The organism is Microvirga sp. P4_A5, assembly GCF_056402495.1.
Window position 1 is genome coordinate 1 of the sequence record NZ_JBFUHH010000068.1, and the last position, 24,017, is coordinate 24,017.

The window sequence follows — 24,017 nt, forward strand, 5'->3', positions numbered from 1 at the left end:
CGGCACGACCATAGCCGCCGAGCCGGTCGGCGATTGGATGGGCTTGCGTGAGGCGCCCCACGAACCAGCTCGCATCCTCGATGTCGACACCCTCGCGCCTGAGCAGCGCACGGGTCCAGGTGTTACCGGAATCCTGCCAGCCGGTGAGGCCGATCCGCTTTCCAGCGAGGTCAGCGAGAGCCGAGATCGGATTTTTCTTCGACGTGATGATGCAGCGATGGCGGAACGCCCGCATCAGGAAATGAGGCACGCCGACGATGGACGCATCGCCCTTTGCCCGCGCGAGCGAATAACGGCTCAAGGAAACCTCGGCTGCGTCGTAGAGCGGGTCCGTCGCGAGATCCTCGGGCAGGTTCCCGACGCGATTGATTTCAAGTTCGAAATCCTTCGGGCGAACATCGCCCAGCGCCAATGGAACGACGTAATCCCAATCCCGAACCGCCAATCGAACCGTGATGCTCAAGACTGCCCCTTCGTCAGTTTCCGTTACGGATGGGCCAATTATTAATTGTTTAATGCGTGCTGTACAATTATAGTTTTGTTACTGAACAAAGAAAGTGAAGATGACAAATCCCATATCGCCGGAGTGGCTCAAGGAAAGGCTCGGGCAACGAACCATGCGCGGCATTGCCCTTGAGACCAGCGCACTGATTCGCTCCGGGTCGATTCCCGTCGGCACGCAGATGCCGCCGGTCCGGGACATTGCGCGGGCGCTTGGGGTCAGTCCGGCGACGGTTTCGTCCGCCTGGGGCGAGTTGCGCCGTCACAACGTGATCAGCGGCCGTGGCCGGAACGGCGTCTGGGTCTGCGGCGACAGGATCGCGCCGCGTCCGTCCCGGTTCGAGACCATCGGAAACTTCGGCGATCACGTGATCGACCTCACCGTCGCGGTCCCTGACCCTGCCCTGTTGCCGCCTTTGAACGAAGCGCTTCTGCACGGTACGGAAGTCGCCAAGCTCAACAGCTACGTGCGCGTGCCTATTCTGGAGACTCTCCAGAAGGCGGCAGAGAAACGCTGGCCCTACAAGGCCGAGGCCTATCTTGCCACCAACGGCGGCTACGACGCGGTCTATGTGACGTTGCAGGCTCTCGTCATGCCGGGATCCGTCGTGGCGATTGAAAATCCAACGGCCATGCGACTGCTCGACATCCTGGACAATCTCGGCGCACACATCGTCCCGGTGACGTGCGACGAAGAAGGTCCGTGTCCGCACTCGCTTGCCGAAGCACTTCGGAAAAAGCCTGCGGCGTTCATCTACCAACCGCGAACCCACGCGATCACCGGCCACCGGCTATCGCCCGGTCGGCTCGAGGCGCTTGCGGCCGTGCTGAAGGACAGCGACCTTCTGATCCTCGAAGATGACGGCGTCGGCGACCTGTCGAGCCTTCCCCCCGCGACTCTGGGTGGGCATTTTCCCGATCGCACGGTCCATATCCTATCCCTTTCGAAACCTTTCGGCCCGGACCTGAGGCTCGCGATCCTTTCCAGTTCGGCTCGCATCGTCGACCAGATCCAGGCCTATCGCAGCTTTGGGGCCGGCTGGACGAGTCGGATTCTGCAAGCGGCCGGCGCCTGGCTCATGACCGATCCTGCGACCGACGCGGCCGTGCAAAGCGCGAAGTCGATTTATAGAGCGCGCCGCCTCGCGTTGATCGAAAAGCTCAAGGAGCGGGGCCTGAACGTTCCTGACCGCGATGGCTTGTGCCTGTGGCTTCCGGTCCGGTCGGAGCAATACGCACTCGTGACCTTGGCGGCGCGAGGCATCGCCGTTTTGCCCGGCAAGAAATGCTCGGTTACCGAGACCCAGCATATCCGGGTCGCAACGAGCCTTCTGGTCGAACAGGTCGATGTCGTTGCGGACGCGCTCGCACTCATCCATCCTACCGGCACGAGGCAGGAACGGGGCGCGTTCGGGCGATATTCCGTCTGAGCCGACGAGGCTCCAATCTAGCGTCCGGCAGCCCCGAGCGGTGCTAGCAGGCGGTGAGTCGGGATGATAGGCTCTACCGCGCCGCGCGATATCGACCCCCTCTCATCGTCGCCGCGCCCGAGGGAATCGTTTGCCCACCCATGCCTGACGACTCGCCCATTCTTCCGGCTCCCGATGAAACCATTGTTCGCGATCGGGATAGCACCGGTTTCAGCGCATCGCCTCTCTCGCCGCTGAAGCACAATGTTTTTCGTGCCGTGTGGTTTGCCAGCCTGGCTTCGAATTTCGGCGGTTTGATACAGTCCGTCGGCGCGTCCTGGATGATGACGTCGATCGCCGATTCGGCCAATATGGTCGCTCTGGTGCAAGCCTCCACGACGCTGCCTATCATGATGTTCTCGCTCGCAGCCGGTGCGATCGCCGATAATTACGACCGGCGCAAAGTCATGCTGGCGGCCCAGCTTTTCCTGTTCATGGTCTCGATCGGGCTGGCTGCATCTGCGTATCTCGACCTCATCACGCCCTTTTCGCTGTTGACATTCACCTTCCTGATCGGTTGCGGCACGGCATTGAACGGTCCTGCCTGGCAATCCTCCGTCGGCGAGATGGTGCCTCGTTCCGATCTCCCGGCGGCGATTGCGCTCAACAGCATGGGTTTCAATATTGCCCGAAGTTTCGGACCGGCCATCGGTGGCGCGATCGTCGCAGCGGCGGGAGCCGCCGCGGCATTCGCGGTCAACACCATCAGCTATCTGGCGCTGATCGCGGTCCTGTTCCGCTGGCGACCGGTCCGTGCCCCACGCGCTCTCCCACCGGAATCGCTGGGCGATGCGATGGGCGCCGGAATTCGATATGTGGCGATGTCTCCCGCTATCAGGGCCGTCCTCCTACGCAGCTTCACCTTCGGTCTCGCGTCCATCGCCGTGCCCGCCTTGATGCCGCTGGTAGCGCGCGATCTCGTGCATGGAGGGCCGCTGACCTACGGTCTTCTTCTCGGAGCGTTCGGCATCGGCGCGGTCGCGGGCGCCTTGATGAGTTCGCGAATGCGGCGGCTTCTCCGGGTCGAATGGCTCGTTCGCTGCGCATTCGCGGGCTATGCGTTGAGCGCCGCTGCGAGTGCGATGAGTTCCACCACATCCATCACGGCGATCTCCATGGCCATGGGTGGCGCGTGCTGGGTACTGGCGCTCTCGACCTTCAACGTGACGGTGCAACTCTCTGCTCCTCGCTGGGTCGTCGGCCGCGCTCTTGCGCTCTATCAAATGGCGACATTCGGTGGAATGGCGCTCGGCAGCGCCGTATGGGGGGTGCTGGCCGAAAATCTTGGAACCGGCGACGCCTTGCTTTCATCGGTCCTCGTGCATGCCGCCGGCATTCTTATCGGATTTTATCTGACGCTGCCCGATCATACGCTCCAGAACCTCGACCCGCTCAGGCGATGGACCGAGCCCGAAGTTGCCATCGACATCAAGCCTCGCAGCGGGCCGGTGGTCATCACCATCGAATACATGATCCGGCAAGAGGATGTGCGAGAGTTCCTGGCAGCCATGGCGGAGCGACGGCGCGTTCGCCGGCGCGACGGGGCACGCCACTGGACATTGCTCCGCGACCTCGCGGACCCGGAATTGTGGATGGAGCGCTATCACACGCCGACCTGGCTCGATTACGTGCGCCATAACCAGCGCATCACACAGGCAGACGCCGAAGTAGGAGAGCGGGTCCGAGCGCTCCATCGCGGAGCCACGCCCCCGCGCGTCCACCGGATGATCGAGCGCCAGACCGGTTCATTGCCCGCCCCATTCCCGTCCCCGGCACCGGGCCCGGCTTCCGCAGAAAAGACTCCCCCATCGAAAGGCGAACTTCGCTAGCCGATACGACGCCGGGTTTGGCGCTTCACGACGACTTCAGGTTCTTCGCGTCGTCCACGATCCATGCGTCGATCGGCGCCGCACGACCCCGTACTGTCACGGTCTGCTTTTCATGCCGGGGCAGGTCGAGCCCCGCGCGACGGGCGAGTTCGTCGGAGACCACGAGGTCTGCACCGAGTTCCTTGGCGAGGCTTTCAAGGCGGCTGGCGGCATTGACGGTGTCCCCGACCGCTGTCAACCTACGGGCTTGTCCATACCCCATCTCCCCCACCACGGCAGAGCCCGCATGAAGGCCCACGACGACCTGCAGCGGATCGTCGAGTTCCGACGCAAAGATGTCGTTCAGTTCCTCGACGCCTCTGAGGATGCGCAACGCCGCTTCGAATGCCTGCCTGGATGCGACTTGGGGCGACGCGTGCAGACCGAAGAGCGCGAGTGCCCCGTCGCCGATGAACTTGTCGAGATGCCCCCCGGTATCCTCGACCGCTCTCCCGACAATCTCGAAATATCGGTTCAGCAGAAAAACCGTGTCGAAGGGCAGTCTGTGCTCGGTCAGGCGCGTGAAGTCCCGGAGGTCGCAAAACAGAACCGCAAGTTCGTTTTCTCGTCCACGCGTCGCAGGATTCTCTCCGACGCGACCGGATGCGCTCGCACGTTCCGCTGTGAGAACCGGCACGACCGCGAGGTCGTGGGTCGGACGAAGCTGGCAGGCAAGACGGATGTCGGGCCCTGCATTGATCCGGTCGAGCGTCGCCAATTCCTGCGCGGTCGCCAATGGCTGTCGCTCGAGCCCGGCGACGACGCGTATCCGGCAGGTCGAGCAGCGCCCTCGCCCGCCGCAAACCGATTGATGCGGGACTTTCGCAATCCGGCTTCCTTCGAGGACGCTGAACCCGGGTGGGATCGTCACCACTCGGTCGCCCGGATATGTGATCCGGATGCGCATCGCCAGATTGCGATACCGCCGGATCGCACGTGCGAGAAGGACTGCGCCGATGAGAGCGACAAAGATCGCATTGAGCGAGAACCCGATCTCCGCCAGGGCATCGCCGGCGGGCGACGGTGGTAACGGCGAACCAAAGCGAGTCGGCTCCGACGAGAGTTCTTTTCCGGCCTCGGCAAATCCCAGCAGGGCGAGAACCGGCACGAGAAGTGCAACTGTATAGAGAAGGAGTGCCCACCGGGGAAACCAGTCCTTCGCCCGGGTCCAGAAGTAGATGCCGAGACAGCCGTGAAGCCAAGCGACGACCAGCGCGATTGTCTGTCGCAAACCGATATCCGGCGCCAGGTTCCAAAGATTGCGGATCACCGTAGGATATCCGATGTCGCGCCCCGTCAACGCGAACTCCACACGGGTTCCGACGACGTGCGCAACGAGCAGAAACGGCAGCGAAAGGCCTAAAGCGAGTTGGGCTGCTTCCCGGAGAGGCATCCGCAATGTTCGCCGCTTGTACAGAGCCTGCAGCGCCAGCGCGAAGTGCAGAAACAACGAACCGTACAGGAGAAGGCCGCCGAGAGGATTGCGCCAGATGAGATTGAAGACCCGCCGGCCGCTTTCCATGGCGTCGATGGACAGAAGACCGAGGGCGTGATTGCTAAAGTGCGTGAGGAGGAAGCTCCCGAGGATCAGCCCGGAAATCAAACGGGCGTCCCGCAATGTAACCGGTCGATTGCAAAGGCCAGGACGGTTCATGGATTTCCGCGAAACATGAGGCCGAGGACGCCGGGATCGGCCCCTGCTAACCTGAATCCTCTTGGCGATGGCCTCTCAGGCACCGTTGCACACCGTTACAGGATCGCGCTCCCCATCACAATCGGCCGCGTTGCCCTTCCTTGCGCTGGGAACGAGGTCGCTCATCCATGGCAAGCGCGTCAAGCCCGGCCAGGGCATATCTCACAAGGTGATCGACGAGAGGTTTCTGATCGGCGAATTGCGCCACAACGGGAAACATTTGCGTGATGAGGCGGCGATCGGCGACCAGCAGCATGGCACAGGGTGCCAGCACACTGAAGCAGCCGGTATCGACGAGGGGGTGATCCGGCGGAAGGCCCATGACGTCTGCGACGATTGCGCTCAGCAACAATTTCTTCGGCTGCAATTGCCGGACTTTCAGCGCGTCTATGAAGGGCGACGGCGAAAGGATCTCACGGCTCAAGACCCGAAAGGCCCAGGTTGTCGACAGGGGACTGGCAAGAGCGGCAACCGCCAGTTCGATGAAATTGCGCAATTTCGCTTCCGGTGCCTCGACCGTCGCGGTGGCGATTGCCGTGAGGGCCTCATAGCTTACAAGCCGCTGGTGGGCGGCGACGAGAACCTCCTCGTACAGCCCGGCTATCCCGCCGAAATAGTAGTTCACCGCGGCGGAATTCGTCCCCGCGCGATTTGCGATCTCCTTGCCGGTGGCGCGATCGAAACCTTTTTCTGCGAAGACTTCACCGGCGGCTTCGAGGATCTGAGACCTCGTACTCGCACCGCCATCCCGGGGCCCTCGGGCGTTCGCATGTGTGCGGGAGGAACGGACAGCTTTCATGAGAGATTGTTCTAGCAGACCGAGCGCCAAGATCAAATTGAAAATTCAAATTCAAATTTGACAAACTTGAACGTCGGGCATAGCTATGATCAGATGAGCAGACCGGCCTTCTTTCGCGTTTTTGTCGTCATACTCGCGGCAGCCGCGATTGCCGGCGGAGCATGGTGGTATCTGTCTCGCCGTCCTGTCTCGGACGCGGTCGTGCTCTACGGCAACGTCGAAATGCGCCAGGTGGCGCTGGCGTTCAACGGCAGCGAGCGTATAGCCGAAGTGCTCGTCGAAGAAGGCAGCCTCGTGCACAAGGGACAGGTTCTGGCGCGCCTCGATACCAGCCGTCTCGCGCCGCAGGCCGCTCAGTCAGAAGCCCAGGTTGCAAGCCAGCAGGCTGTCGTCGAACGGCTGCGAAATGGAAGTCGGCCGGAGGAAATCGCGCAGGCGCGGGCGCAGCTCGAGGCCGCACGGGCCGAAGCCCTGAACGCCCGCCGCCAGCACGAGCGGCGCGAGGCTCTGGCCGCGAGGTCCTTCGCGAGCGAACAGGAAAGTGATATCGCGAAGGCAGCGGCGGACATCGCGGACGCCAAGGTGACGGTTGCTCAACGCGCGTTGGAGCTCAGCATCGCGGGGCCACGCCGGGAGGAAATTGCCCAGGCGGAAGCGCAACTGCGCGTAAGCCAAGCCCAACTCGCCCTTCTTCGCCAACAACTCGCCGACGCTGAACTGAAATCTCCGGTCGATGGCGTGGTTCGCTCGCGCCTTATGGAGCCCGGCGAAATGGCCTCGACGACGAGGCCGGTTTTCTCCCTCGCGACCAGGGAGCCGAAATGGGTGCGCGCCTACGTGTCGGAAACCCAACTGGGACACGTAGATCATGGCATGGGCGCGATGGTGACGACCGACAGTTTTCCGGGCCGGAGTTTCGAGGGCTGGGTCGGCTTCATCTCGCCCATCGCCGAATTCACGCCAAAGACCGTCCAGACGGAAGATCTCCGGACGAGCCTCGTTTATGAGGTCAGAATTCATGTGAAGGACCCCGACAACGAGCTTCGGCTCGGGATGCCCGCCACCGTGCGGCTCGTCCCCCACAAGGGCGAGACGTCGCCGGTGGCTCAACAGACGGGCGGCTGATCGTGACGGCGGCAGCGGCGCAGGCAGCAGTTGCGGCAGCCGGTCTCGGGAAGCGCTTTCGACGCAAGACCGGCGAAGTGGTCGTGGCTTTGGACGACGTTTCGTTCACCGCTCGCAGTGGAACGTTGACGGCGATCGTGGGACCCGATGGGGCGGGAAAAACCACGCTGCTTCGCCTCATGTGCGGCTTGATGAAAGCCGAGGCCGGGACGCTCTCGGTGATCGGTCGGGATGTCGCCGCGACCCCACAGGAGGTTCAGGATCGCATCGGCTATATGCCACAGAAATTCGGTCTTTACGAAGACCTGACTGTTCAGGAGAATCTCGATCTGTACGCGGATCTTCACGGTGTAAACCCGCATGAGCGAAGGAGCGTCTATCCGGGCCTGATGGACATGACCCAGCTCGGGCCATTTGTGGATCGGCTCGCCGGGAAATTATCGGGCGGCATGAAGCAGAAGCTGGGGCTTGCCTGCACCCTCGTCCGATCGCCGGAACTTCTGCTCCTCGACGAGCCCACGGTCGGCGTCGACCCACTATCCCGTCGCGAGTTGTGGGACATCGTCCTGAAGCTGGTCCGGGACGATGGTCTGACGGTCATTCTCACCACATCCTACCTCGATGAGGCCGAGCGATGCGACCATGCAGTGCTGATGAATGCCGGCCGCGTGCTGGCGCAGGGCCGACCGGAGGAAATCACCGCGAAGGCAGAGGGCCGCACCTTCATGGCAACGCCGCCCCCGGGCATGCCGGCGCGATCGCTGCAGGCGCGGCTGTTCGAATTGCCGACAATTGTCGATGCGGTCCCCGAAGCCGGCAAGGTGCGTGTCGTGCTGGCCTCGTCCGATCATGCGCAGGCGCTGACGGTCGAGGGGAGAAGAATCTACACGGAACCTGTTCGTCCGACATTCGAAGACGGGTTCATGGTGCTTTTTCGCCCGGCGGCGGGCGAGAGATTGCCGCACCGCATGGTGCTCGACCGGCCGCTTGCCGGCGACACCGGTCAGATTGCTGTCGAGGTGCATGATCTGACGAAGACATTCGGCGATTTCACCGCGGTGAACCATGTGAGTTTTCGGGTCCGCAAAGGAGAGATCTATGGGTTGCTGGGTCCGAACGGTGCGGGAAAGAGCACGACGTTCCGAATGCTATGCGGGCTCCTTCCGGCGAGCGGTGGGACTTTGCATGTCGCCGGCGCCGATCTCAGGGTTTCGCGCGCCGAAGCCCGGCAGCGGCTCGGCTACGTGGCCCAGAAGTTCTCGCTCTACGGACAGCTCAGCGTCAATGAAAACCTTGAATTCTTTGCAAGCGCCTACGGCCTGAGAGGCGCGCGAAAGCGACATCGCATCGAGTGGGCGCGTCGGCAATTCGAACTCGACAGGTTTGCCGACCTTCCGAGCTCGCAACTACCCGGCGGTTTCAAGCAGCGCCTCGCCATGGCGGCGGCACTTCTCCATGAACCCGAAATTCTTTTCCTCGACGAGGCGACGAGCGGCGCCGACCCGATGGCGCGGCGGGAATTTTGGGGACGCATCACGTCGCTGTCCGAACAGGGCGTCACAGTGATCGTCACCACGCATTTCATGGACGAAGCGGAATATTGCGACCGCGTCATCATTCTCGATTCAGGGCGGCGACTGGCTGAAGGCACGCCGGCCGAAATACGGGCGCACGCGGAGGATGTCGCAGGCCACGAACCGACGATGGAGGATGCCTTCATCGCAATCGTTCAGGAATCCCGTGCGAGGGATACCGACGAGGGAAGGAACGCCGCGTGAGCGCAGCGACCACCAGGACCGGGCGGTGGGACGGCCTGCGCCGCATCGTCGCCCTCATCCGCAAGGAGACACTGCAGGTGTTTCGCGATCCGAGCAGCATCGCGGTCGGCATCATCATGCCGATGGTCCTGCTGATCCTGTTCGGTTACGGATTGTCCTTCGACGTCAAAAACGTTCCTGTCGCGCTTGTCATGGAAGACTCGTCCGCCGACGCAATGGGCGCCGTCTCCGGCTTCAAGCTCTCGGAATATTTCGACGCGGCGCCGGTCAAAACGATGGCGGAGGCCGAACGCCTCCTCCTCGCCAAGGATGTCAACGCGATCGTCCGCATCCCCGAGGACTTCGCGCGTCGTCTGGCGCTCGGCGATGCGGAGATTCAGGTCGTCGTGCACGGCACCGATTCCAACACCGCTCGCATCTCGCTGAGCTACGCGCAGGGCGCCATCGCCACGTGGCTTGCCCGCGAGGCCGCACGTGGGCGCTTCCTCGCCACCACTTCGATCAGCGTCGAAAACCGATTGTGGTTCAACGAGGCCAATGAGAGCTCGTTTTTTCTGGTTCCGGGCCTCATCGTGCTGGTCATGACGTTGATCGGAGCCCTTCTCACCTCGCTGGTGATGGCGCGCGAATGGGAGCGGGGCACGTTCGAGGCACTCTTCGTATCGCCCGTTCGCCCGAGCGAGCTCCTCCTTGGCAAGACGGTCCCGTATTTTGCCCTGGGCATGATCGGTCTTGCTCTCTCAGCCCTCGGAAGCAAATTTTTGTTCGGCGTTCCGCTACGGGGATCGGTGATGGTCCTGGTGGTGGTGTCCATGCTCTATCTCACGGTCTCGTTGGGAATTGGTCTTCTCATTTCGTCGGCCACGAAGAGCCAGTTCGTGGCGAGCCAGATCACGCTGGTGGTGACGTTCCTGCCGGCCACGATGCTGTCAGGCTTCATGTTCGATCTCGGAAGCATGCCGTGGGCGGTACAAGTCATCACGTACATCTTCCCGGCACGCTACTTCGTGAGCGTCCTGCAGACGCTGTTTCTCGCCGGCGACATATGGAGCGTGATCCTTCCCAACACTGCCGTCCTGGCCGTGATGGCGACATTCCTCATGAGCCTGTCGGTTGCCTTGACCCGCAAGCGGATCGGATGAGACGGCCATGATCGAATCGCTGTTCAGAATCCTCGCCCTGATCCGCAAGGAAATGCTGGCGATGTTCAAGGACCCCAAGAGCCGCGTCAGCCTCTTCCTGCCGCCGATTCTCCAGTGTCTGCTCTTCGGCTATGCCGCGACCTATGATCTGAACAACGTTCCTTACGCACTCGTCGATCACGACCGCAGCGACGTTTCCCGCGCCCTGGTGGCGAGACTCGACGGGTCGGGAATCTTTACGCGAATTGCCACGCTCGATCAGGCCGGGCAGGCCGCGCCGTTCATCGACGATCGGCGCGCCGTCATTCTCATCGTCATCGACCGTGACTTTGAACGACACCTTCTCGCCGGTCAGCCGGCCCCCGTCCAGGTGATCGCCGATGGCCGCAATTCCAACACCGCCGGCACCGCACAGGGCTACGTTGCGACGATACTCGCTGCGTTCGGGCAGGAATGGCGAGCCTCGCACGGGCTGTCCGCGCCCGGCGTGCGGGTCACCACGCGCGCGTGGTACAACCCCAGTCTGGAGACCCGGTGGAACATGATCCCGTCTCTCATAGGCACCATCACGATGATGATGACGATGATGCTGACCGCCATGTCGGTGGCCCGGGAGCGCGAAGAGGGGACTTTCGATCAACTCCTGGTCACGCCCTTCAGGCCGACTGAAATCATGATCGGCAAGGCCCTGCCCTCGATGATGGTGGGCCTGACCCAATCGACCTTGATTTTCCTGGTGGCGCAATTCTGGTTTCAGATCCCGTTCTCGGGCTCTTATCTCATTCTCTACCTTGGGCTCGTCCTGTTCCTGTCCGCTGCCGTCGGTATCGGCCTGTTCCTGTCGTCGATTGTCGCCAACATGCAGCAGGCGATGATCCTCACTTTCGTCTTCCTGATGCCGTTCATGCTCCTGTCCGGACTCACGGCGCCCATCAGCAACATGCCGGAGGCGTTGCAGACCTTCACGCTGATCAATCCGCTTCGCTACGCGATCAGCATCACGCATCAGGTCTACCTCGAGGGTGCGGGCCTGCAGCAGCTGGCGCCCGAGATGCTGGCCCTGGTGGCGATCGCTCTCGTCACGCTGCCGTTCTCGGCATGGATGTTCCGTTATCGTCTGCGGTAGCAGCCGCGCTCAAAGCGTGGCGCGTCCGGCACCGCCGAGCCTGCGGCTCGCGTAACGCTCCAGGCTCGAGAGCAATCCGTGGATCAGGATCGCCAGCAGCGCAACCACGAGGCCGCCCTGCATCACGAATGCCAGGTTGTTCGATTGCAAACCCGCGATGATCACTTCGCCCAGGCCCTTCGCCGCGACGGTGGAGCCTATCGTGGCCGTGCCGAGATTGATGATGATGGAAAGGCGGATCCCGGCCAGGATGACAGGCAGTGCAAGCGGCAGTTCTACGTCGGTCAGGCGCTTGCGAGGACCCATTCCCATACCCCGCGCGGCTTCGAGTGTCAGGGGCGGCACCTGCGTGAGGCCGCTGAGCGTATTCTCGAAAATGGGCAGCAGGCCGTAGAGAAACAAGGCGATGAAGGTCGGCGCCTCGCCAAACCCGACAAGCGGGACGGCGACCGCCAGAACCGCTATCGGGGGGAAAGTTTGTCCCGTGTTGACGAGGCTGCGGGAGAGCGGAAGGAATTCGACGCCGCCGGGGCGCGTGACGAAGATTCCCAGCCCGACGGCGATGACGGTGCTCGCGAGCGCCGCGCCGAACACGATCGTAAGATGCGAGACGGTCAAAGATAGAAGACTGCCCTGATTGTAGATTGCGGGCGCATCGTGCTCGGTCAAGGGCGCGAACACGAAGGTGAAGAGTTCAGGCGCGACGACGAACGCGGTGAGCAGAATCAACACCGAAAACCACCCGATCGTTGCGCCGCGGATCATGCGGGCTGTCGTCCATGGGCGAGGATGCCCGCGACGGTGACCCGCCCGATATGGACGCCGTTTTCATCCGCAACCGGCAGCATGTCCCGTCCGCACCACATGAGATGCGACAGCGCATCCCGCAGGTTGGTCGTCGCGTTGAGCGGTTGCCCCAGCGCCTCGCCAGGCTCGACCACGTCCCTTACGGGGGTGAGCGACAGCAGGCGGAAAGGCCGCTCCGCGGTCCCGACAAGCCGCTCGACGAATTCTTCTGCCGGGCGGGTGAGCAGCTCTGCCGGCGTCCCGTATTGGAGCAGCCGCGCATCGTCCATGACGGCGATCTTGTGACCGAGATGGAACGCCTCCTCCATGTCGTGCGTCACGAGCACGATCGTGGTGCCGAAGCGCTGCTGGATCGCCAACAAATCTTCTTGCGCCTTGGCGCGGATCACGGGATCGAGCGCGCCGAAGGGCTCGTCCATCAGCAGAAGCGCCGGTTCCGCCGCGAGCGCCCGCGCAACGCCGACCCGCTGTTGCTGGCCGCCCGAGAGTTCATTCGGGTATTTGTTGGCGAATTCGGATGGCTCAAGCTGGAAGAGGGCCAGCAGATCCTCGACCCGCCGATCGATGCGCGGCCGATCCCAACCGAGTAATTTGGGCACCGTCGCGATATTGCCGGCGACGGTCCGGTGGGGAAAGAGCCCATTCCCCTGGATGACGTAACCGATCCGGTGCCGAAGCTCGTCCTCCGGAATCGACATGGTGTCCTGGCCGTCGATGACGACCCGGCCGGATGTGGGTGCGATCAAACGGTTGATCATCCGCAGCAGCGTCGATTTTCCGGCACCCGAGGTTCCGACCACGACCGCGATCGTGCCGGCATCCACAACCATCGACACGTCGTCGACGATGAGGGTGTCCCCGAGGCGCTTCGTGAGATGATCGATTTCGATCATCGGCGCCCACCGCCGGTGAGATCGATGATCGCATCGAGGACGACTGCGGCGGCGAATGCCATGGTGACGATGGGAATGGCCCCCAGTAGAACGAGATCCATCGCGGTCTGCCCGATGCCCTGAAAGATGAACGTGCCAAGGCCACCGCCCCCGATCAGTGCCGCGACGGTTGCAAGGCCGAGATTCTGAACCAGCACGATGCGAATGCCCGTGAGAATGATCGGGAGCGCGAGCGGCAGTTTGACCTGCGTGAGCTGTTGCCACCGCGACAGCCCCATGCCCCTGGCCGCATCGACCACGGTCGCTGGCACCTGGTCGAGCCCCACGACGGTGTTGGCCACAACGGGCAGCAACGAATAGAGAAAGAGCGCCACGAGCGCCGGTGCCGCACCAATGCCTCTTATGCCGAGCGCGAAGGCGAGCGGAACGGTGGCTGCGAGATAGCCGAGCGGCACCATCAGGATGCCGAAGAGCGCGATACTCGGGATCGTCTGGACGATATTGAGAATCTGCATCGTCACGCCCTTCAATGCAGGGATGCGATGGCAGAGCACGCCAACGGGTAGACCCGCCAGCACGGCAGCCGCGAGAGAGCCGAGCGCGAGGAAAACGTGCTGCTCCGTCTCACGCCAGAAGCTCTCCCTGCGCGTGGCATATTCCTTCACGAGCGAAACCTCGCTCCAGATTCCTGAGACCAGGAGGCTTGCGAGCAGCGCTGCCGCTATTCCAAGGGAGAAAAGGCGCTCCCATGGTCCGAAATTCAAGCGGGTGAGCGAGTCGGCCAGTAACAAGGCAAGCGCAAGAGCCAGGAGCCAGAAGCCGAGCGCCGGCGAAACACGCGCGAAGCTGTTGGCCGCCGGCGTCACGAAATGCGCGGCCCAACCGACGGCGGGAAGCAGCATCGCGAGCCCGCCTGCGGCCGCCGCAAGCCTGACGGACGGCCGTCGAATGATGAGTGCCGCCATCGCGATCGCGAGCATCAACACCGCCAGTGCCAGCGCTACCCATAGCGGCAGAGCATCGAGCAAGCCACGTGGCTCGCCGCCAACGATACGATTTGCCCGGTATGTCACGAAAGGCGCGGCAAGCAAGGCGATTGCCATGATTGCCGCGACCAATGCGCCGAGCCTGTCGCAACCCCGCACCTGCAATAATTCGCGCAGCGGGGTGGAATTGTCGCGAATGGGCATTGCCAATGCGGGATCAGCGCGAGGCGACACGGTCTCGCCGGAGCCAGCGCCTATTTCACGAAACCCTTCGTCTTCAGGTAATCGGCCGCAACCGACTTTGCCGCCTCGCCGCCCACTTGCACGCGGGCATTCAGACCCTGAAGAGTCGTAAGATCGAGCGATTGGAAGATCGGCTTCAGGATCTCGGCGATCTTCGGATTTTCCTTCAGCACGGCCTCGCGGATGATCGGCGCGGGCGCGTAGACGGGTTGAACTTTCTTGTCGTCGTCAAGCACCACCAAACCGGATGGCGCGATGCCGCCGTCGGTACCGTAGACCATCGCCGCGTTGGCGCCGCTCGTCTGCTCGGCCGCGGCCTTGATGGTCGCCGCGGTGTCGCCGCCGGAAAGAACGATAAGCTGCTCAGGCTTCATCTTGAAGCCGTAGGCCGCCTGGAAGGCCGGAAGCGCCGCGGCCGAATTCACGAACTCGGCGGAGGCCGCGAGCTTCGTGGCGCCCCCGCCCGAAACCCACTTGCCGAAATCCGACATGGAGGCGAGCTTGTTCTTTTCGGCAAGGTCCTTGCGCAGGGCGATGGCCCAGGTGTTGTTCGCCGGTGAGGCCTCCAGCCACACGATCTTGTTGGCATCGAAATCGAGCTTCTTCGCCGCCTCATAGCCCTTGGCGGCGTCCTTCCACAATGGATCATCCGCCTTGTTGAAGAAGAATCCGGCGTTGCCGGTATATTCCGGATAGAGATCGATCTCCCCGGCGATGATGGCTTTGCGCACCACGGAGGTGGCGCCGAGCTGCACCCGGTCCTGGGTCTTGATGCCGTTGGCGTTGAGCGCCAGCAGAATGAGGTTCCCGAGGACCGAGCCCTCGGTGTCGATCTTTGAGGAGACCACCACATCCGCGTGTGCGGCGAGGGTGGAAACACCGAGCGCCAGGGCGACGGCCAGGGATTTCAAAGTCACGTTCATCAAACGACCCTCTTGGACAGCCCGGTCAATCCGGTTTTCGGAATTTAGGGCTTTGTAGGCCGTTCGACAGATCCCATCCAGACGAAAGCCCGAAAGAGCCTTTAACTTTCGAAACGACGGTTAAGTTCATGGGGAAATGGAACGGCCCGGCCCCTCGCACGAGCGACGGCGGGCCGAGCCAGGTTCAGGCCGATCCTCCTTAGACGGCCGAGGCGCCGAGCGGCTCTTGTGCGATCGTGAAACGCACTTGCGCCTGTGGCCGGTGATCTTCGGATAGGTAGCGCCAGGTTCGCTCCGCATCCCCCTTGCTTTCGAAGGGACCGACGAGGCGTTCGGTGCCGCGGATGAGCGTTTCGAACTCGGTTGAGGTGTATTCGCCACCGATCACCCAGAATCGAGCTTGTTGCATGGTCGTTCTCCGTCAATGAAAGGTCTTGGGGTTCACTCTGCCGCGTGAAGCTTCGGCGAGGGCTGGAATTGCGCGGTTTCGGTCGAGTCGCTCATGGCCGTCGTCGAAGACTTGCCGGCCGTGATGGCAAGCGACACCTGGTCGAAATAACCGGTGCCGACTTCCCGTTGGTGACGGGTCGCCGTGTAGCCATCGACCTCGGCGTCGAATTCCCGGGCCTGTAGCTCCGAATAGGCGCCCATGCCGCGATCGCGGTATCCGCTCGCGAGATCGAACATCCCGTAATTGAGTTGATGGAAGCCTGCGAGAGTGACGAACTGGAACTTGTAGCCCATGGCGCCGAGTTCGCGCTGGAAGCGCGCGATGGTGGCGTCGTCGAGCTTTTTCTTCCAGTTGAAGGAGGGGGAGCAATTATAGGCCAGGAGCTTGCCCGGATGACGCTTGTGGATGGCTTCGGCGAATTTCCGGGCATCTTCGAGGTCCGGATGGGAGGTCTCCCACCACAGCAGGTCCGCATTCTCGGCGTAAGCCAGGCCACGGGCGATGCAATGGTCGAGACCGGTTCCTTCCTTCAGGCGGAAAAAGCCCTCCGGGGTACGGCTGTCGGGTTCGATGAAGGGCCGGTCGCGCTCATCCACGTCGGACGTGATGAGCATGGCCGATTCGGCGTCGGTCCGCGCCATGATGAGGGTCGAGGTGCCCATCACGTCCGCCGCGAGCCGGGCGGCGATAAGGTTGCGCTCGTGGGCCGAGGTGGGGATGAGCACCTTTCCGCCGAGATGGCCGCATTTCTTTTCGGAGGCGAGCTGATCCTCGAAATGCACGCCCGCCGCGCCTGCTTCGATATAGGCTTTCATGATCTCGAAGGTGTTCAGCGGGCCGCCGAACCCGGCTTCGGCATCGGCCACGATCGGCAGGAACCAATCCCGCTTGGCGCCACCTTCCGCATGTTCGATTTGGTCTGCGCGCTGAAGCGTCCGGTTGATCCGTCGGCACAATTCGGGGCCGGAATTTGCCGGATAGAGCGATTGGTCGGGGTACATGGCGCCCGCGACATTCGAATCAGCCGCGACCTGCCATCCCGACAGATAGATCGCCTCTAGGCCGGCACGGGCCATCTGCATAGCCTGATTGCCCGTCATGGCGCCTAGTGAGTGAACGTATGGGCGCTCGTGCAGGAGTTCCCACAGCTTCGCGGCACCCTTTTCCGCGAGCGTCTGGCGAATGGCCACCGATCCGCGAAGCCTCAGCACGTCTTCGAGGGAATAAGGGCGGGTGATGCCGTCGAACCGTCCAGCCGGGGCAAGATGATGCAGGCTGTCGAATGAGGCTGGTGTCTGGGCGGTCATGATCGTCCTTCCGTTTACATTTCTTGACAAAAGCTCCAGAGAATTCACAATCGACGGTGTGCTCTCTGCGTCTGTCATGATTGTTGACCAGCACCATCCTGCTGGCAATGCTCGATAAGCGAAAGAGAAGTTGCTCTGTCAAAGCATGACAGGATCTGACCTGTAAGCGTGTAAAGAAAATTACAAATGGACGATATCCGGAAATTGTTCGTCGGGCCGCGCCTCAAGCGCCTGCGCCGAGAGAAAAATCTGACGCAGGCCGCGATGGCCGAGGAGCTTGGTCTGTCGCCCAGCTACCTCAACCTGATGGAGCGCAACCAGCGCCCCATCACCGCGCAGGTGCTGATCCGCCTGTCCCATGCCTATGCGCTCGATCCGCGGGAATTTGCCACCGACGACCATGAGCGCACGGTCACCGAGCTCGACGAGGTCTTCGCCGACCCGCTCTTTCGCAACACGCCTGTGCCGCGGCTCGAACTCCGGGAAACGGTTGAAGCCGCGCCTGGTCTCGTGGATGCCGTCACGCGTCTGTACCGGGCCTACGCGGCCATGCGTGGCGCGAGGGAAATGCGCACGCCCGATCTGAACGACCGGGACCGGGCGGAAGGCGCCGTCGACAACCCGGTCGACCGCGTCCGGGACCACATTCAGGAAGCAAAGAACTATTTTCCGGAACTCGACGAGTCGGCCGAAGCATTGGCGGCCGAGCTGCACGACACCGGACACGACCTGTTTTACGCAATCTCGGCCCGGCTTCGCGACAAGCACAGCGTTCGGGTCCGGATCATGCCCATCGACGTCATGTCGGATACCCTGCGCCGCTATGACCACCACCGGCGTCAATTGCTGATTTCGGAGGTGGTGGATTCCTCCGGCCGCACCTTCCAGGCCGCCTATCAGCTGGCCTTCGCCGAAACACGACCGACGATCGACGCGCTGGCGACGCGGCTGGAGCCCGAGGATGGGCCGGCGCGCCGCTTGTTGCGGATCTCCCTGGCGAACTATTTCGCCGGGGCCCTCATCATGCCCTACGGCCGGTTTCATGCGGCCGCCGAATCTCTCCGCTACGACGTGGACGTTCTTTGTGCGCGATTCGGTGCAAGTTTCGAGCAGGTGGCGCACCGCCTCACCACGCTGGCAAGGCCAGGGGCCCGCGGGGTGCCGTTTTTTCTGGTCCGTGTGGATTCCGCCGGCAATGTCTCAAAGCGGTTCTCTTCCGGCCGGTTTCCTTTCTCGCAATATGGCGGCACCTGCCCGCTCTGGAACGTCCACGCCACCTTCCGGACCCCCGCCCAGATCCTGACGCAGATCGTCGAATTGCCCGACGGGTCCCGTTGGTTCTCGGTTGCGCGGGCGGTCCGCCGGGCATCGAGTCCATGGGGTATGCCCGATCCGCAATTCGTCGTCGGACTGGGCTGCGAGCTCAAATATGCCGGCCGGCTTACCTATGCGCGTGGCTTCGACCTCGCGACTCCCGACCCGACCCCCATCGGCATCAATTGCCGCCTCTGCGAAAGGCTCGCCTGCCCCCAACGCGCCGCGCCGCCGCTGATGCATCCGTTGATCGTCGATGAGATGAAGCGGGGCGTGTCGCCCTTCGAGTTCGACGCGACCTGATGTCAGGCCGGCGCATGCTGACAGGCCAGCGCCGGGTCGAGCCAGGAATCCAGGAAGCGGTCCAGCCAATGAGCCACATGCGGGTCGTAGAGGAGCCGACCCTCGATCTGCCGCGTGCGATCCTGGGCGCCCAGCGTCGCAAGACGTTCCGCCGCCACCACGGTCCAGCGGCAGATCATCGCGTGGGTGACCTCCGGATGGAATTGCAGGCCGAAAGCCGCGGGACCTACGCGAATGGCCTGCGTGGGGAAATCATCGCCCGTCGCCAGCGTCTCGGCGCCCGAGGGACAGTCGAATCCTTCCCGGTGCCAATGATAGACGTGGGTTGGCCAGCGCGTGCCCCATTGTTCGGCCACGGCCTCCCCGGCTGCGGTGGGGACCAAGGGATAATAGCCGATTTCGGCGCGGCCGTCGGGGTGTTCCCAGACCCGAGCTCCCAGTTGTTTCGCCAGCATTTGCGCCCCGAGGCAGAGGCCGAGATAAGGCCTGCCTTCGCGCAGCGGCACGTCCAGCCAGTCGATTTCCGCCTTGATGAAGTCATCGGGATCGTTGGCGCTCATCGGACCGCCGAAGACGATCGCTCCCGCATGAAGCGCCAGGGTTGCGGGCAGGGGATCGCCGAATCGCGGGCGCCTGATGTCGAGTCGGTAGCCGCGTTCCTGCAAAAGACGGCCGACCCGGCCCGGGGTGGAGTGTTCCTGATGCAGGACCACGAGGATCGGAGCCTTGGCGGCCGATTTAGTCATCGGCGCGGTCCAGCGCGAGCTTCCCTATCGCCCGGGCCTTGATGTCCGCCAGTTCGTCATCCGAGAACCGCAAGAGCCTGCCAGTTCGCCAGATCAGGTCGTCTTCGAACTCATGGACCGTGCCGTCGACCGCCGCTACCCTGTAGGCGAGGGCCAGCAGGGACCCGCGCTCATTCGGCGGCACGTCGGTGGTGATGCGGTCGATCAGCGTCGTCGCCGGATCCATGCCGGCCTCGATCGCCGCCGCATCCCGAATCACCCGATCGGCGTTCTCGGCTGAAAATCCGAACCGGCCGGCGAGAAGCTGGCGCAATCCTTCGCTCTCGACGGGAAGAACACGTCCATCGGCATGAGCCACCAGGATCAAGAGGGATGCAATCGTCAAATGCTCCTCGTGCTCCGCAGGATGGCCGATGGCGGTGCGGAGAATGTCCCGGAGGGCAGAAATCACTGACATGGGCCGATTATCCAGGGTTCGTCGTGCGTTTCGCAAGGTTTCCTTAAGGGATAGCTCGTCGGGACGGAGCTGCCCTCCGGCGCCATCTCGTCGACGCGGGGGCGAAACGTCGCAGCGCCATATGACCCCGACGCCCTCTTATTCGAAAAGTGCGCATTTTATCAGTTGCTTGCATAGCTTGAGCGCTCTATTCCGAAATCTGTACAAAGATGCCGACCTGATCGAACCTTGCCCTTTGCCGGCAATCCTTTTGATCTTCGTCGACACAATGCTACAACTCAACGATTCTTCATGACAATCCGGCGCTGTGAAGACATATTTCCTGCACGCGCGGGCTTCGGCCGTACGGCGAGCCGCAACCAAGGTGAAACTGTGACTGAGAGCATGACAAGCACCAGCGAACTCACTGGCCTGCGTGTCCTTGTCGTAGAGGACGAAGCGGCGATCTCGCTTCTTCTCGAGGACATGCTGCTTGATTTCGGCTGCGAGGTGATCGGACCGGCGGCTCGGCTCGCCGCGGCGCTCGATACGCTTTCGCGTGAAAAGGTCGATCTGGCGATCCTGGATGTGAACGTGGCCGGCGAGCCCATTTACCCGGTCGCGGAGGCACTGGCCCAGCGCTCCATTCCCTTCGTATTCTCGACCGGCTACGGCAGCGCGGGTATTCGCGATGCATATCGCGACCGACCCGTTTTGCAAAAACCGTTCGCTCAGAACGACCTCAAGCAGAAGCTCCTGACCGCAAGGAAAAGCCTTTAGGTTCGTCCGCTTCGTTGCCTCTTTACAACGTGCGCCAAAACACCGCGGCAGAGAGTCGAATCCTCTTTGAAGTGACGATAACCTTGAGTAATCTTTGCCATCTCAGGGATATGTTGTAACCTTCAAAGCGTCCGGTACCSATGTCTTCCCACCTCCTTCGGCTTCTGGCCGCCGCCAGCACCCTGGCGCTCACATTCGGCGCGGCGCTGGGGCAAGGCCCCGTTCCGCGCGACAATGCGGCAGCGGGCTCGATCGTGGCGGCGAAGGGCGGTGAGGAACTCCGGTTCGTGCGCGAGAGCAATTGGCGCGCGGCTGAAGTGCGGCAGGATGTGGTGGGCGGCGACGTGCTGCGCACCAATGCGTTGGGCAATCTCGCAATCCTCTTCGCCGACCGAACCCAGATTCGCGTGGGACGCAACTCGACCCTCACTGTCAATGCGGTTGCCCAAAGCGATGCGGGCACGACCGACCTGACCCTTCAGGCCGGAACGATCTGGGCGCGCGCCGCGCGAGGCGGGAGCGGCGTGGACGTCAAGACTCCCGCGGCGGTGGCGGCTATCCGCGGGACGGACTGGTCCCTGACCGTCGACAGCGCGGGGAAGACCGGACTCGTGGTCCTGGAAGGAGTCGTCGAACTCAAGAACGCTCAAGGCGCCGTGACCGTCCGGCAAGGCGAAGGAGCCGTCGCGTCGATCGGGCAGGCGCCCACGAAGTTCGTGCTCGTCAACTCGAACGACCGCGAGCAGATGCTGTTTTATCTGACCCTGCGCGACGCGTTTAATTGGCTGCCGGCAACGCCCGCCGAGGGCCCCGCCATGCGGGCGCAGCGTGCCCGGATCGAGAACATCCCCCCGACCGCCCGCAATGCCGAGGACTGGCTGACGCTTGCCGAAACGGCACTCGCCCTCGATGGCCGGGCAATTGCCGCCCAAGCATTGGACGAGGCCCGCAGCCGGCCATTGAGCCCGGCGCAACGTGCCCGCGCCGACCTGGTGGCAGGCTTGATCGCCGGGTCCGAGCGCCGCTGGTCGGAAGCCGCGGCCCTTTTCGCCAAGGCCGAGACGGGTCTCGACAGGAAACGACGCGTCAGCGCGGCGTATGGCCGTTACATCGCGGCCTCGTTGGCGGATCCCAAGCGCGTTCAGCCGGAGCCAAATATCGGACAGAACGATCCCGAGGCGGCGCTTGCCCGCGCCTACATCCTGGGATTCAAACAAGATCTCAAAGCTGCTTCCGTCGCGGCACGGGCCGCCGAAAAACGATTTCCGGGCAACGTTCGTCTCGCGGCTTTCTCGGCCCAGATGGCTCTGGCATTGAACGAACGGGAGGCCATGCGGGAGGCGGTCGCCCGCGCGCGCGCCATCGATCCCGATTCGCCCGATGCGCTCCTCGTCAGCGGCGTCGTCCGGGGCGACATCGATGGCGAGGTCACACGCGCCATCGCCGAATTGCGCCAGGCCGCCGCCATCGCGCCGGGACAATCCGATATCTGGAACATGATCGGTCTGTACGAATCCGAGCGCGACGCTCCTATCGCTGCGGAAGCAGCCCTTCGCCGCGCCATCGCGGAGGACCCTGAAAGTCCGGTCGCCTACGCCAATCTGGCAATCCTGCTGCTCGATCAGAGTCGCGTGGACGAGGCCGGCGCGCTGATCGAAAAGGCGCTTGCGCTCGATCCCTCGTTCAGCGTCGCCTATATCGCGCAAGGGCGATACTTCCTGCAAAAAGGCGAGACGGCGAAAGGCATCGAAGCCGCCCTGGCCGGATCGACCGCCAACCCGGCCTATTCGCAAGGGCTCCTCGTCACCGCCATTGCGTATTACCAGAGCGGCGATGACGACCTTGCCATGCAGGCTTTGGAGAACGCCGACAGGCTCGATCCCAACGACCCTGTCGTGGCGATCGCGCGCACCGCCATCGCGCTCGATGCCTATCAGGCGGACGAAGCTGTGCGCGCAGCCCGTGAAAGCGTTCGCAGGTTCCGCCTGCGCGGTGGGGACTATGCGGGGCTTGCAGTGAACCGGCAGGCGGGATCCTACCCGGCTCAGGCTTATCGCTTTCTGGAACTCGACGAATGGGCGCGCTTCTACGGCGACCGCGTCTTCGATCCGTTCACGGCATCGAGTTATTTCGATCAGGCTGCGGCGCGGCGCCAGACGCTTTTCGTGAACCGCCCGACCGTCGCCTCGGTGGTCGGCGAAGAAGCCGATCTCACCACCTTCGCCTTGACGATCCAGGGTCTGTTCTTCGACCCCCTGGCGGTGTCGGCCCGTGTCGGACGGCAGGACCTGGTGCGACGGCCCTTCATCGATGCCGAAATCGGCGGAAGCCTGGTCACCCGGAACGGCCGCGCGGGCTGGGGCGCCGATGCGACCGTGCAGGGTTTTTCCAACGATCCCATGCCCACCTCATTCTCGCTTTCGGCCGGTCGAATTCGCGCGGATGGACGCGAGTCCCTCGACAACGAGAGCGCGTCCAACGCCTCGCTGTTCGTCGGCATGGCACCCGACGCCTCGAACCGCTTCCTCATCTTCGGCACGGCCGCCAACGAGGAACCGGGACTGGCGCGGATCAACACCCCGACCCGCTATTTCGTGGGCGAGCGCGACTTCACGTCCATCCAGGGCGGCACCGGGTGGAGCCATTCGTTCGGTGACCGGAACGTGCTGACGGGCGCAATCTACGCCAATCGGGGTCTCGATCGGCGCTACACCAAGGCTGCGAGTTTCGATCTGGACCCGATCATCGCGGCGAGCGAGACCTGGGAGCGCAACCGGACAGAGGGCGTCGTCGCGGCCCTCAATCATAGCATTGGCATCAATGACTTTACGTTACGCTACGGCTTCGAGAGCCAGGTCGGCAAAACTTTCGACGCCACGTTCGGACAAGGCCTATTCGCCAACCGGGTCACCGGTCAGACTCAGTTCGTCGATCTGACCAGCAGCGCCAACACGGATTTCCGCGCCACGCGGCTCTATGCGGATGCGTTCTGGCGCCCCTCCGACAAGTTCGAGGCGCAGGCCGGAGTCCAGCGCACGTCCGTGGATATCGGCTCTCTGCCCTCCGACACGGAAATCTCGCCGCGCATCGGAATCGGCGTGTCGCCCGTCGAAGGGCATTGGCTCCGCGCTGCCTATCGCCGGGACGGCGACCTGCCCCTTGCGTTCACGCTCGCGCCGGTGACCACGGTTGGATTGGTTCCCAATGCGGTTCCGCTCGCGCTCGGCGGTCGCACCGACTCGCTGGCACTGCGGTGGGACGCCGAATGGTCGCCACACGTGTTCACCGCGATCGAATATCAGCGCCAGGACCTGCAGGATCTCAGCC

20 protein-coding genes are annotated in these 24,017 nt (G+C 63.0%); 9 read left to right on the forward strand and 11 right to left on the reverse strand.

Going from position 1 to position 24,017, the window contains the following annotated elements; translation table 11 throughout:
• On the reverse strand, positions 1-463 hold a 463-nt coding region (locus AC1DVM_RS16175; protein ID WP_477255929.1), incomplete at its 3' end, for an ABC transporter substrate-binding protein.
• A 100-nt stretch (positions 464-563) separates the two neighbouring features.
• Here AC1DVM_RS16175 and AC1DVM_RS16180 point away from each other — a divergent pair.
• A complete protein-coding gene (locus tag AC1DVM_RS16180; protein WP_477255931.1) occupies positions 564-1,931 on the forward strand; it encodes an aminotransferase-like domain-containing protein in 1,368 nt (455 codons plus the stop codon).
• 140 nt (positions 1,932-2,071) lie between these two features.
• The gene (locus tag AC1DVM_RS16185) at positions 2,072-3,799 is read left to right on the forward strand and encodes an MFS transporter (protein WP_477255934.1); all 1,728 of its coding nucleotides are present in this window, start codon (positions 2,072-2,074) and stop codon (positions 3,797-3,799) included.
• A 25-nt stretch (positions 3,800-3,824) separates the two neighbouring features.
• Here AC1DVM_RS16185 and AC1DVM_RS16190 read toward each other — a convergent pair whose 3' ends face one another.
• Both AC1DVM_RS16190 and AC1DVM_RS16195 read right to left on the reverse strand, forming a co-directional pair.
• Positions 3,825-5,492: an adenylate/guanylate cyclase domain-containing protein gene (locus tag AC1DVM_RS16190; protein WP_477255936.1), complete on the reverse strand. Its 1,668-nt coding sequence runs from the start codon at positions 5,490-5,492 to the stop codon at positions 3,825-3,827.
• A gap of 115 nt (positions 5,493-5,607) precedes the next feature.
• Entirely contained in the window at positions 5,608-6,330 is a 723-nt protein-coding gene (locus AC1DVM_RS16195) for a TetR/AcrR family transcriptional regulator (protein WP_477255938.1), read from the reverse strand.
• 93 nt (positions 6,331-6,423) lie between these two features.
• On the opposite strand from AC1DVM_RS16195, the gene AC1DVM_RS16200 reads away from it, so the two are divergent.
• From AC1DVM_RS16200 to AC1DVM_RS16215, 4 genes are read left to right on the forward strand one after another with little or no spacing between them, the layout of a single operon-like run.
• Positions 6,424-7,455, forward strand: coding sequence for an HlyD family secretion protein (locus AC1DVM_RS16200; protein ID WP_477255940.1), 1,032 nt, complete (start codon positions 6,424-6,426; stop codon positions 7,453-7,455).
• 2 nt (positions 7,456-7,457) lie between these two features.
• Complete coding sequence (locus AC1DVM_RS16205; RefSeq protein WP_477255942.1) at positions 7,458-9,233, forward strand: ATP-binding cassette domain-containing protein; 1,776 nt, start codon at positions 7,458-7,460, stop codon at positions 9,231-9,233.
• Positions 9,230-10,375 carry an ABC transporter permease gene (locus AC1DVM_RS16210; RefSeq protein ID WP_477255944.1) on the forward strand — a complete coding sequence of 382 codons (1,146 nt, stop codon included), beginning with the start codon at positions 9,230-9,232 and terminating at the stop codon, positions 10,373-10,375. The genes AC1DVM_RS16205 and AC1DVM_RS16210 overlap by 4 nt, the downstream gene beginning before the upstream one ends.
• Before the next feature lie 7 nt (positions 10,376-10,382).
• Positions 10,383-11,501 (forward strand): ABC transporter permease, encoded by a 1,119-nt coding sequence (locus tag AC1DVM_RS16215; RefSeq protein ID WP_477255946.1) that lies wholly within the window; start codon positions 10,383-10,385, stop codon positions 11,499-11,501.
• Positions 11,502-11,510: 9 nt separating this feature from the next.
• Here AC1DVM_RS16215 and AC1DVM_RS16220 read toward each other — a convergent pair whose 3' ends face one another.
• From AC1DVM_RS16220 to aceA, 6 genes are all read right to left on the reverse strand, one after another.
• Positions 11,511-12,266: an ABC transporter permease gene (locus AC1DVM_RS16220; RefSeq protein ID WP_477255948.1), complete on the reverse strand. Its 756-nt coding sequence runs from the start codon at positions 12,264-12,266 to the stop codon at positions 11,511-11,513.
• Complete coding sequence (locus AC1DVM_RS16225) at positions 12,263-13,201, reverse strand: ABC transporter ATP-binding protein (RefSeq protein ID WP_477255950.1); 939 nt, start codon at positions 13,199-13,201, stop codon at positions 12,263-12,265. The genes AC1DVM_RS16220 and AC1DVM_RS16225 overlap by 4 nt, the downstream gene beginning before the upstream one ends.
• A complete protein-coding gene (locus AC1DVM_RS16230) occupies positions 13,198-14,391 on the reverse strand; it encodes an ABC transporter permease (protein WP_477255964.1) in 1,194 nt (397 codons plus the stop codon). The genes AC1DVM_RS16225 and AC1DVM_RS16230 overlap by 4 nt, the downstream gene beginning before the upstream one ends.
• Positions 14,392-14,441: 50 nt before the next feature.
• Positions 14,442-15,353, reverse strand: a complete 912-nt coding sequence (osmF, locus tag AC1DVM_RS16235; RefSeq protein ID WP_477255952.1) for a glycine betaine ABC transporter substrate-binding protein OsmF — start codon at positions 15,351-15,353, stop codon at positions 14,442-14,444.
• Between the two features lie 199 nt (positions 15,354-15,552).
• A complete protein-coding gene (locus AC1DVM_RS16240) occupies positions 15,553-15,762 on the reverse strand; it encodes a DUF4170 domain-containing protein (protein ID WP_477255954.1) in 210 nt (69 codons plus the stop codon).
• A 32-nt stretch (positions 15,763-15,794) separates the two neighbouring features.
• On the reverse strand, positions 15,795-17,111 hold the full coding sequence (aceA, locus tag AC1DVM_RS16245; RefSeq protein WP_477255956.1) for an isocitrate lyase: 1,317 nt from the start codon (positions 17,109-17,111) through the stop codon (positions 15,795-15,797).
• A gap of 186 nt (positions 17,112-17,297) precedes the next feature.
• On the opposite strand from aceA, the gene AC1DVM_RS16250 reads away from it, so the two are divergent.
• Positions 17,298-18,728, forward strand: a complete 1,431-nt coding sequence (locus tag AC1DVM_RS16250) for a helix-turn-helix domain-containing protein (protein WP_477255958.1) — start codon at positions 17,298-17,300, stop codon at positions 18,726-18,728.
• Positions 18,729-18,730: 2 nt separating this feature from the next.
• On the opposite strand, the gene AC1DVM_RS16255 is transcribed toward AC1DVM_RS16250, so the two are convergent.
• Both AC1DVM_RS16255 and AC1DVM_RS16260 read right to left on the reverse strand, forming a co-directional pair.
• A complete protein-coding gene (locus tag AC1DVM_RS16255) occupies positions 18,731-19,474 on the reverse strand; it encodes a glutamine amidotransferase (protein ID WP_477255960.1) in 744 nt (247 codons plus the stop codon).
• Positions 19,467-19,931, reverse strand: a complete 465-nt coding sequence (locus AC1DVM_RS16260; RefSeq protein ID WP_477255961.1) for a tellurite resistance TerB family protein — start codon at positions 19,929-19,931, stop codon at positions 19,467-19,469. The genes AC1DVM_RS16255 and AC1DVM_RS16260 overlap by 8 nt, the downstream gene beginning before the upstream one ends.
• Positions 19,932-20,315: 384 nt before the next feature.
• Between AC1DVM_RS16260 and AC1DVM_RS16265 the strand changes: the two genes are divergently transcribed.
• Both AC1DVM_RS16265 and AC1DVM_RS16270 read left to right on the forward strand, forming a co-directional pair.
• Positions 20,316-20,690 (forward strand): response regulator, encoded by a 375-nt coding sequence (locus tag AC1DVM_RS16265; protein WP_477255965.1) that lies wholly within the window; start codon positions 20,316-20,318, stop codon positions 20,688-20,690.
• Between the two features lie 140 nt (positions 20,691-20,830).
• The coding region (locus tag AC1DVM_RS16270; RefSeq protein WP_477255963.1) for a FecR domain-containing protein at positions 20,831-24,017 on the forward strand (3,187 nt) is incomplete at its 3' end.

Excerpts from the sequence above, each read along its gene's own strand:
- AC1DVM_RS16180 (WP_477255931.1), top strand. The coding sequence starts at position 564 with ATGACAAATCCCATATCGCCGGAGTGGCTCAAGGAAAGGCTCGGGCAA.
- AC1DVM_RS16185 (WP_477255934.1), top strand. The coding sequence starts at position 2,072 with ATGCCTGACGACTCGCCCATTCTTCCGGCTCCCGATGAAACCATTGTT.
- AC1DVM_RS16190 (WP_477255936.1), bottom strand. The coding sequence starts at position 5,492 with ATGAACCGTCCTGGCCTTTGCAATCGACCGGTTACATTGCGGGACGCC.
- AC1DVM_RS16195 (WP_477255938.1), bottom strand. The coding sequence starts at position 6,330 with ATGAAAGCTGTCCGTTCCTCCCGCACACATGCGAACGCCCGAGGGCCC.
- AC1DVM_RS16200 (WP_477255940.1), top strand. The coding sequence starts at position 6,424 with ATGAGCAGACCGGCCTTCTTTCGCGTTTTTGTCGTCATACTCGCGGCA.
- AC1DVM_RS16215 (WP_477255946.1), top strand. The coding sequence starts at position 10,383 with ATGATCGAATCGCTGTTCAGAATCCTCGCCCTGATCCGCAAGGAAATG.
- AC1DVM_RS16220 (WP_477255948.1), bottom strand. The coding sequence starts at position 12,266 with ATGATCCGCGGCGCAACGATCGGGTGGTTTTCGGTGTTGATTCTGCTC.
- AC1DVM_RS16225 (WP_477255950.1), bottom strand. The coding sequence starts at position 13,201 with ATGATCGAAATCGATCATCTCACGAAGCGCCTCGGGGACACCCTCATC.
- AC1DVM_RS16230 (WP_477255964.1), bottom strand. The coding sequence starts at position 14,391 with ATGCCCATTCGCGACAATTCCACCCCGCTGCGCGAATTATTGCAGGTG.
- osmF (WP_477255952.1), bottom strand. The coding sequence starts at position 15,353 with ATGAACGTGACTTTGAAATCCCTGGCCGTCGCCCTGGCGCTCGGTGTT.
- AC1DVM_RS16240 (WP_477255954.1), bottom strand. The coding sequence starts at position 15,762 with ATGCAACAAGCTCGATTCTGGGTGATCGGTGGCGAATACACCTCAACC.
- aceA (WP_477255956.1), bottom strand. The coding sequence starts at position 17,111 with ATGACCGCCCAGACACCAGCCTCATTCGACAGCCTGCATCATCTTGCC.
- AC1DVM_RS16250 (WP_477255958.1), top strand. The coding sequence starts at position 17,298 with ATGGACGATATCCGGAAATTGTTCGTCGGGCCGCGCCTCAAGCGCCTG.
- AC1DVM_RS16255 (WP_477255960.1), bottom strand. The coding sequence starts at position 19,474 with ATGACTAAATCGGCCGCCAAGGCTCCGATCCTCGTGGTCCTGCATCAG.
- AC1DVM_RS16260 (WP_477255961.1), bottom strand. The coding sequence starts at position 19,931 with ATGTCAGTGATTTCTGCCCTCCGGGACATTCTCCGCACCGCCATCGGC.
- AC1DVM_RS16265 (WP_477255965.1), top strand. The coding sequence starts at position 20,316 with ATGACAAGCACCAGCGAACTCACTGGCCTGCGTGTCCTTGTCGTAGAG.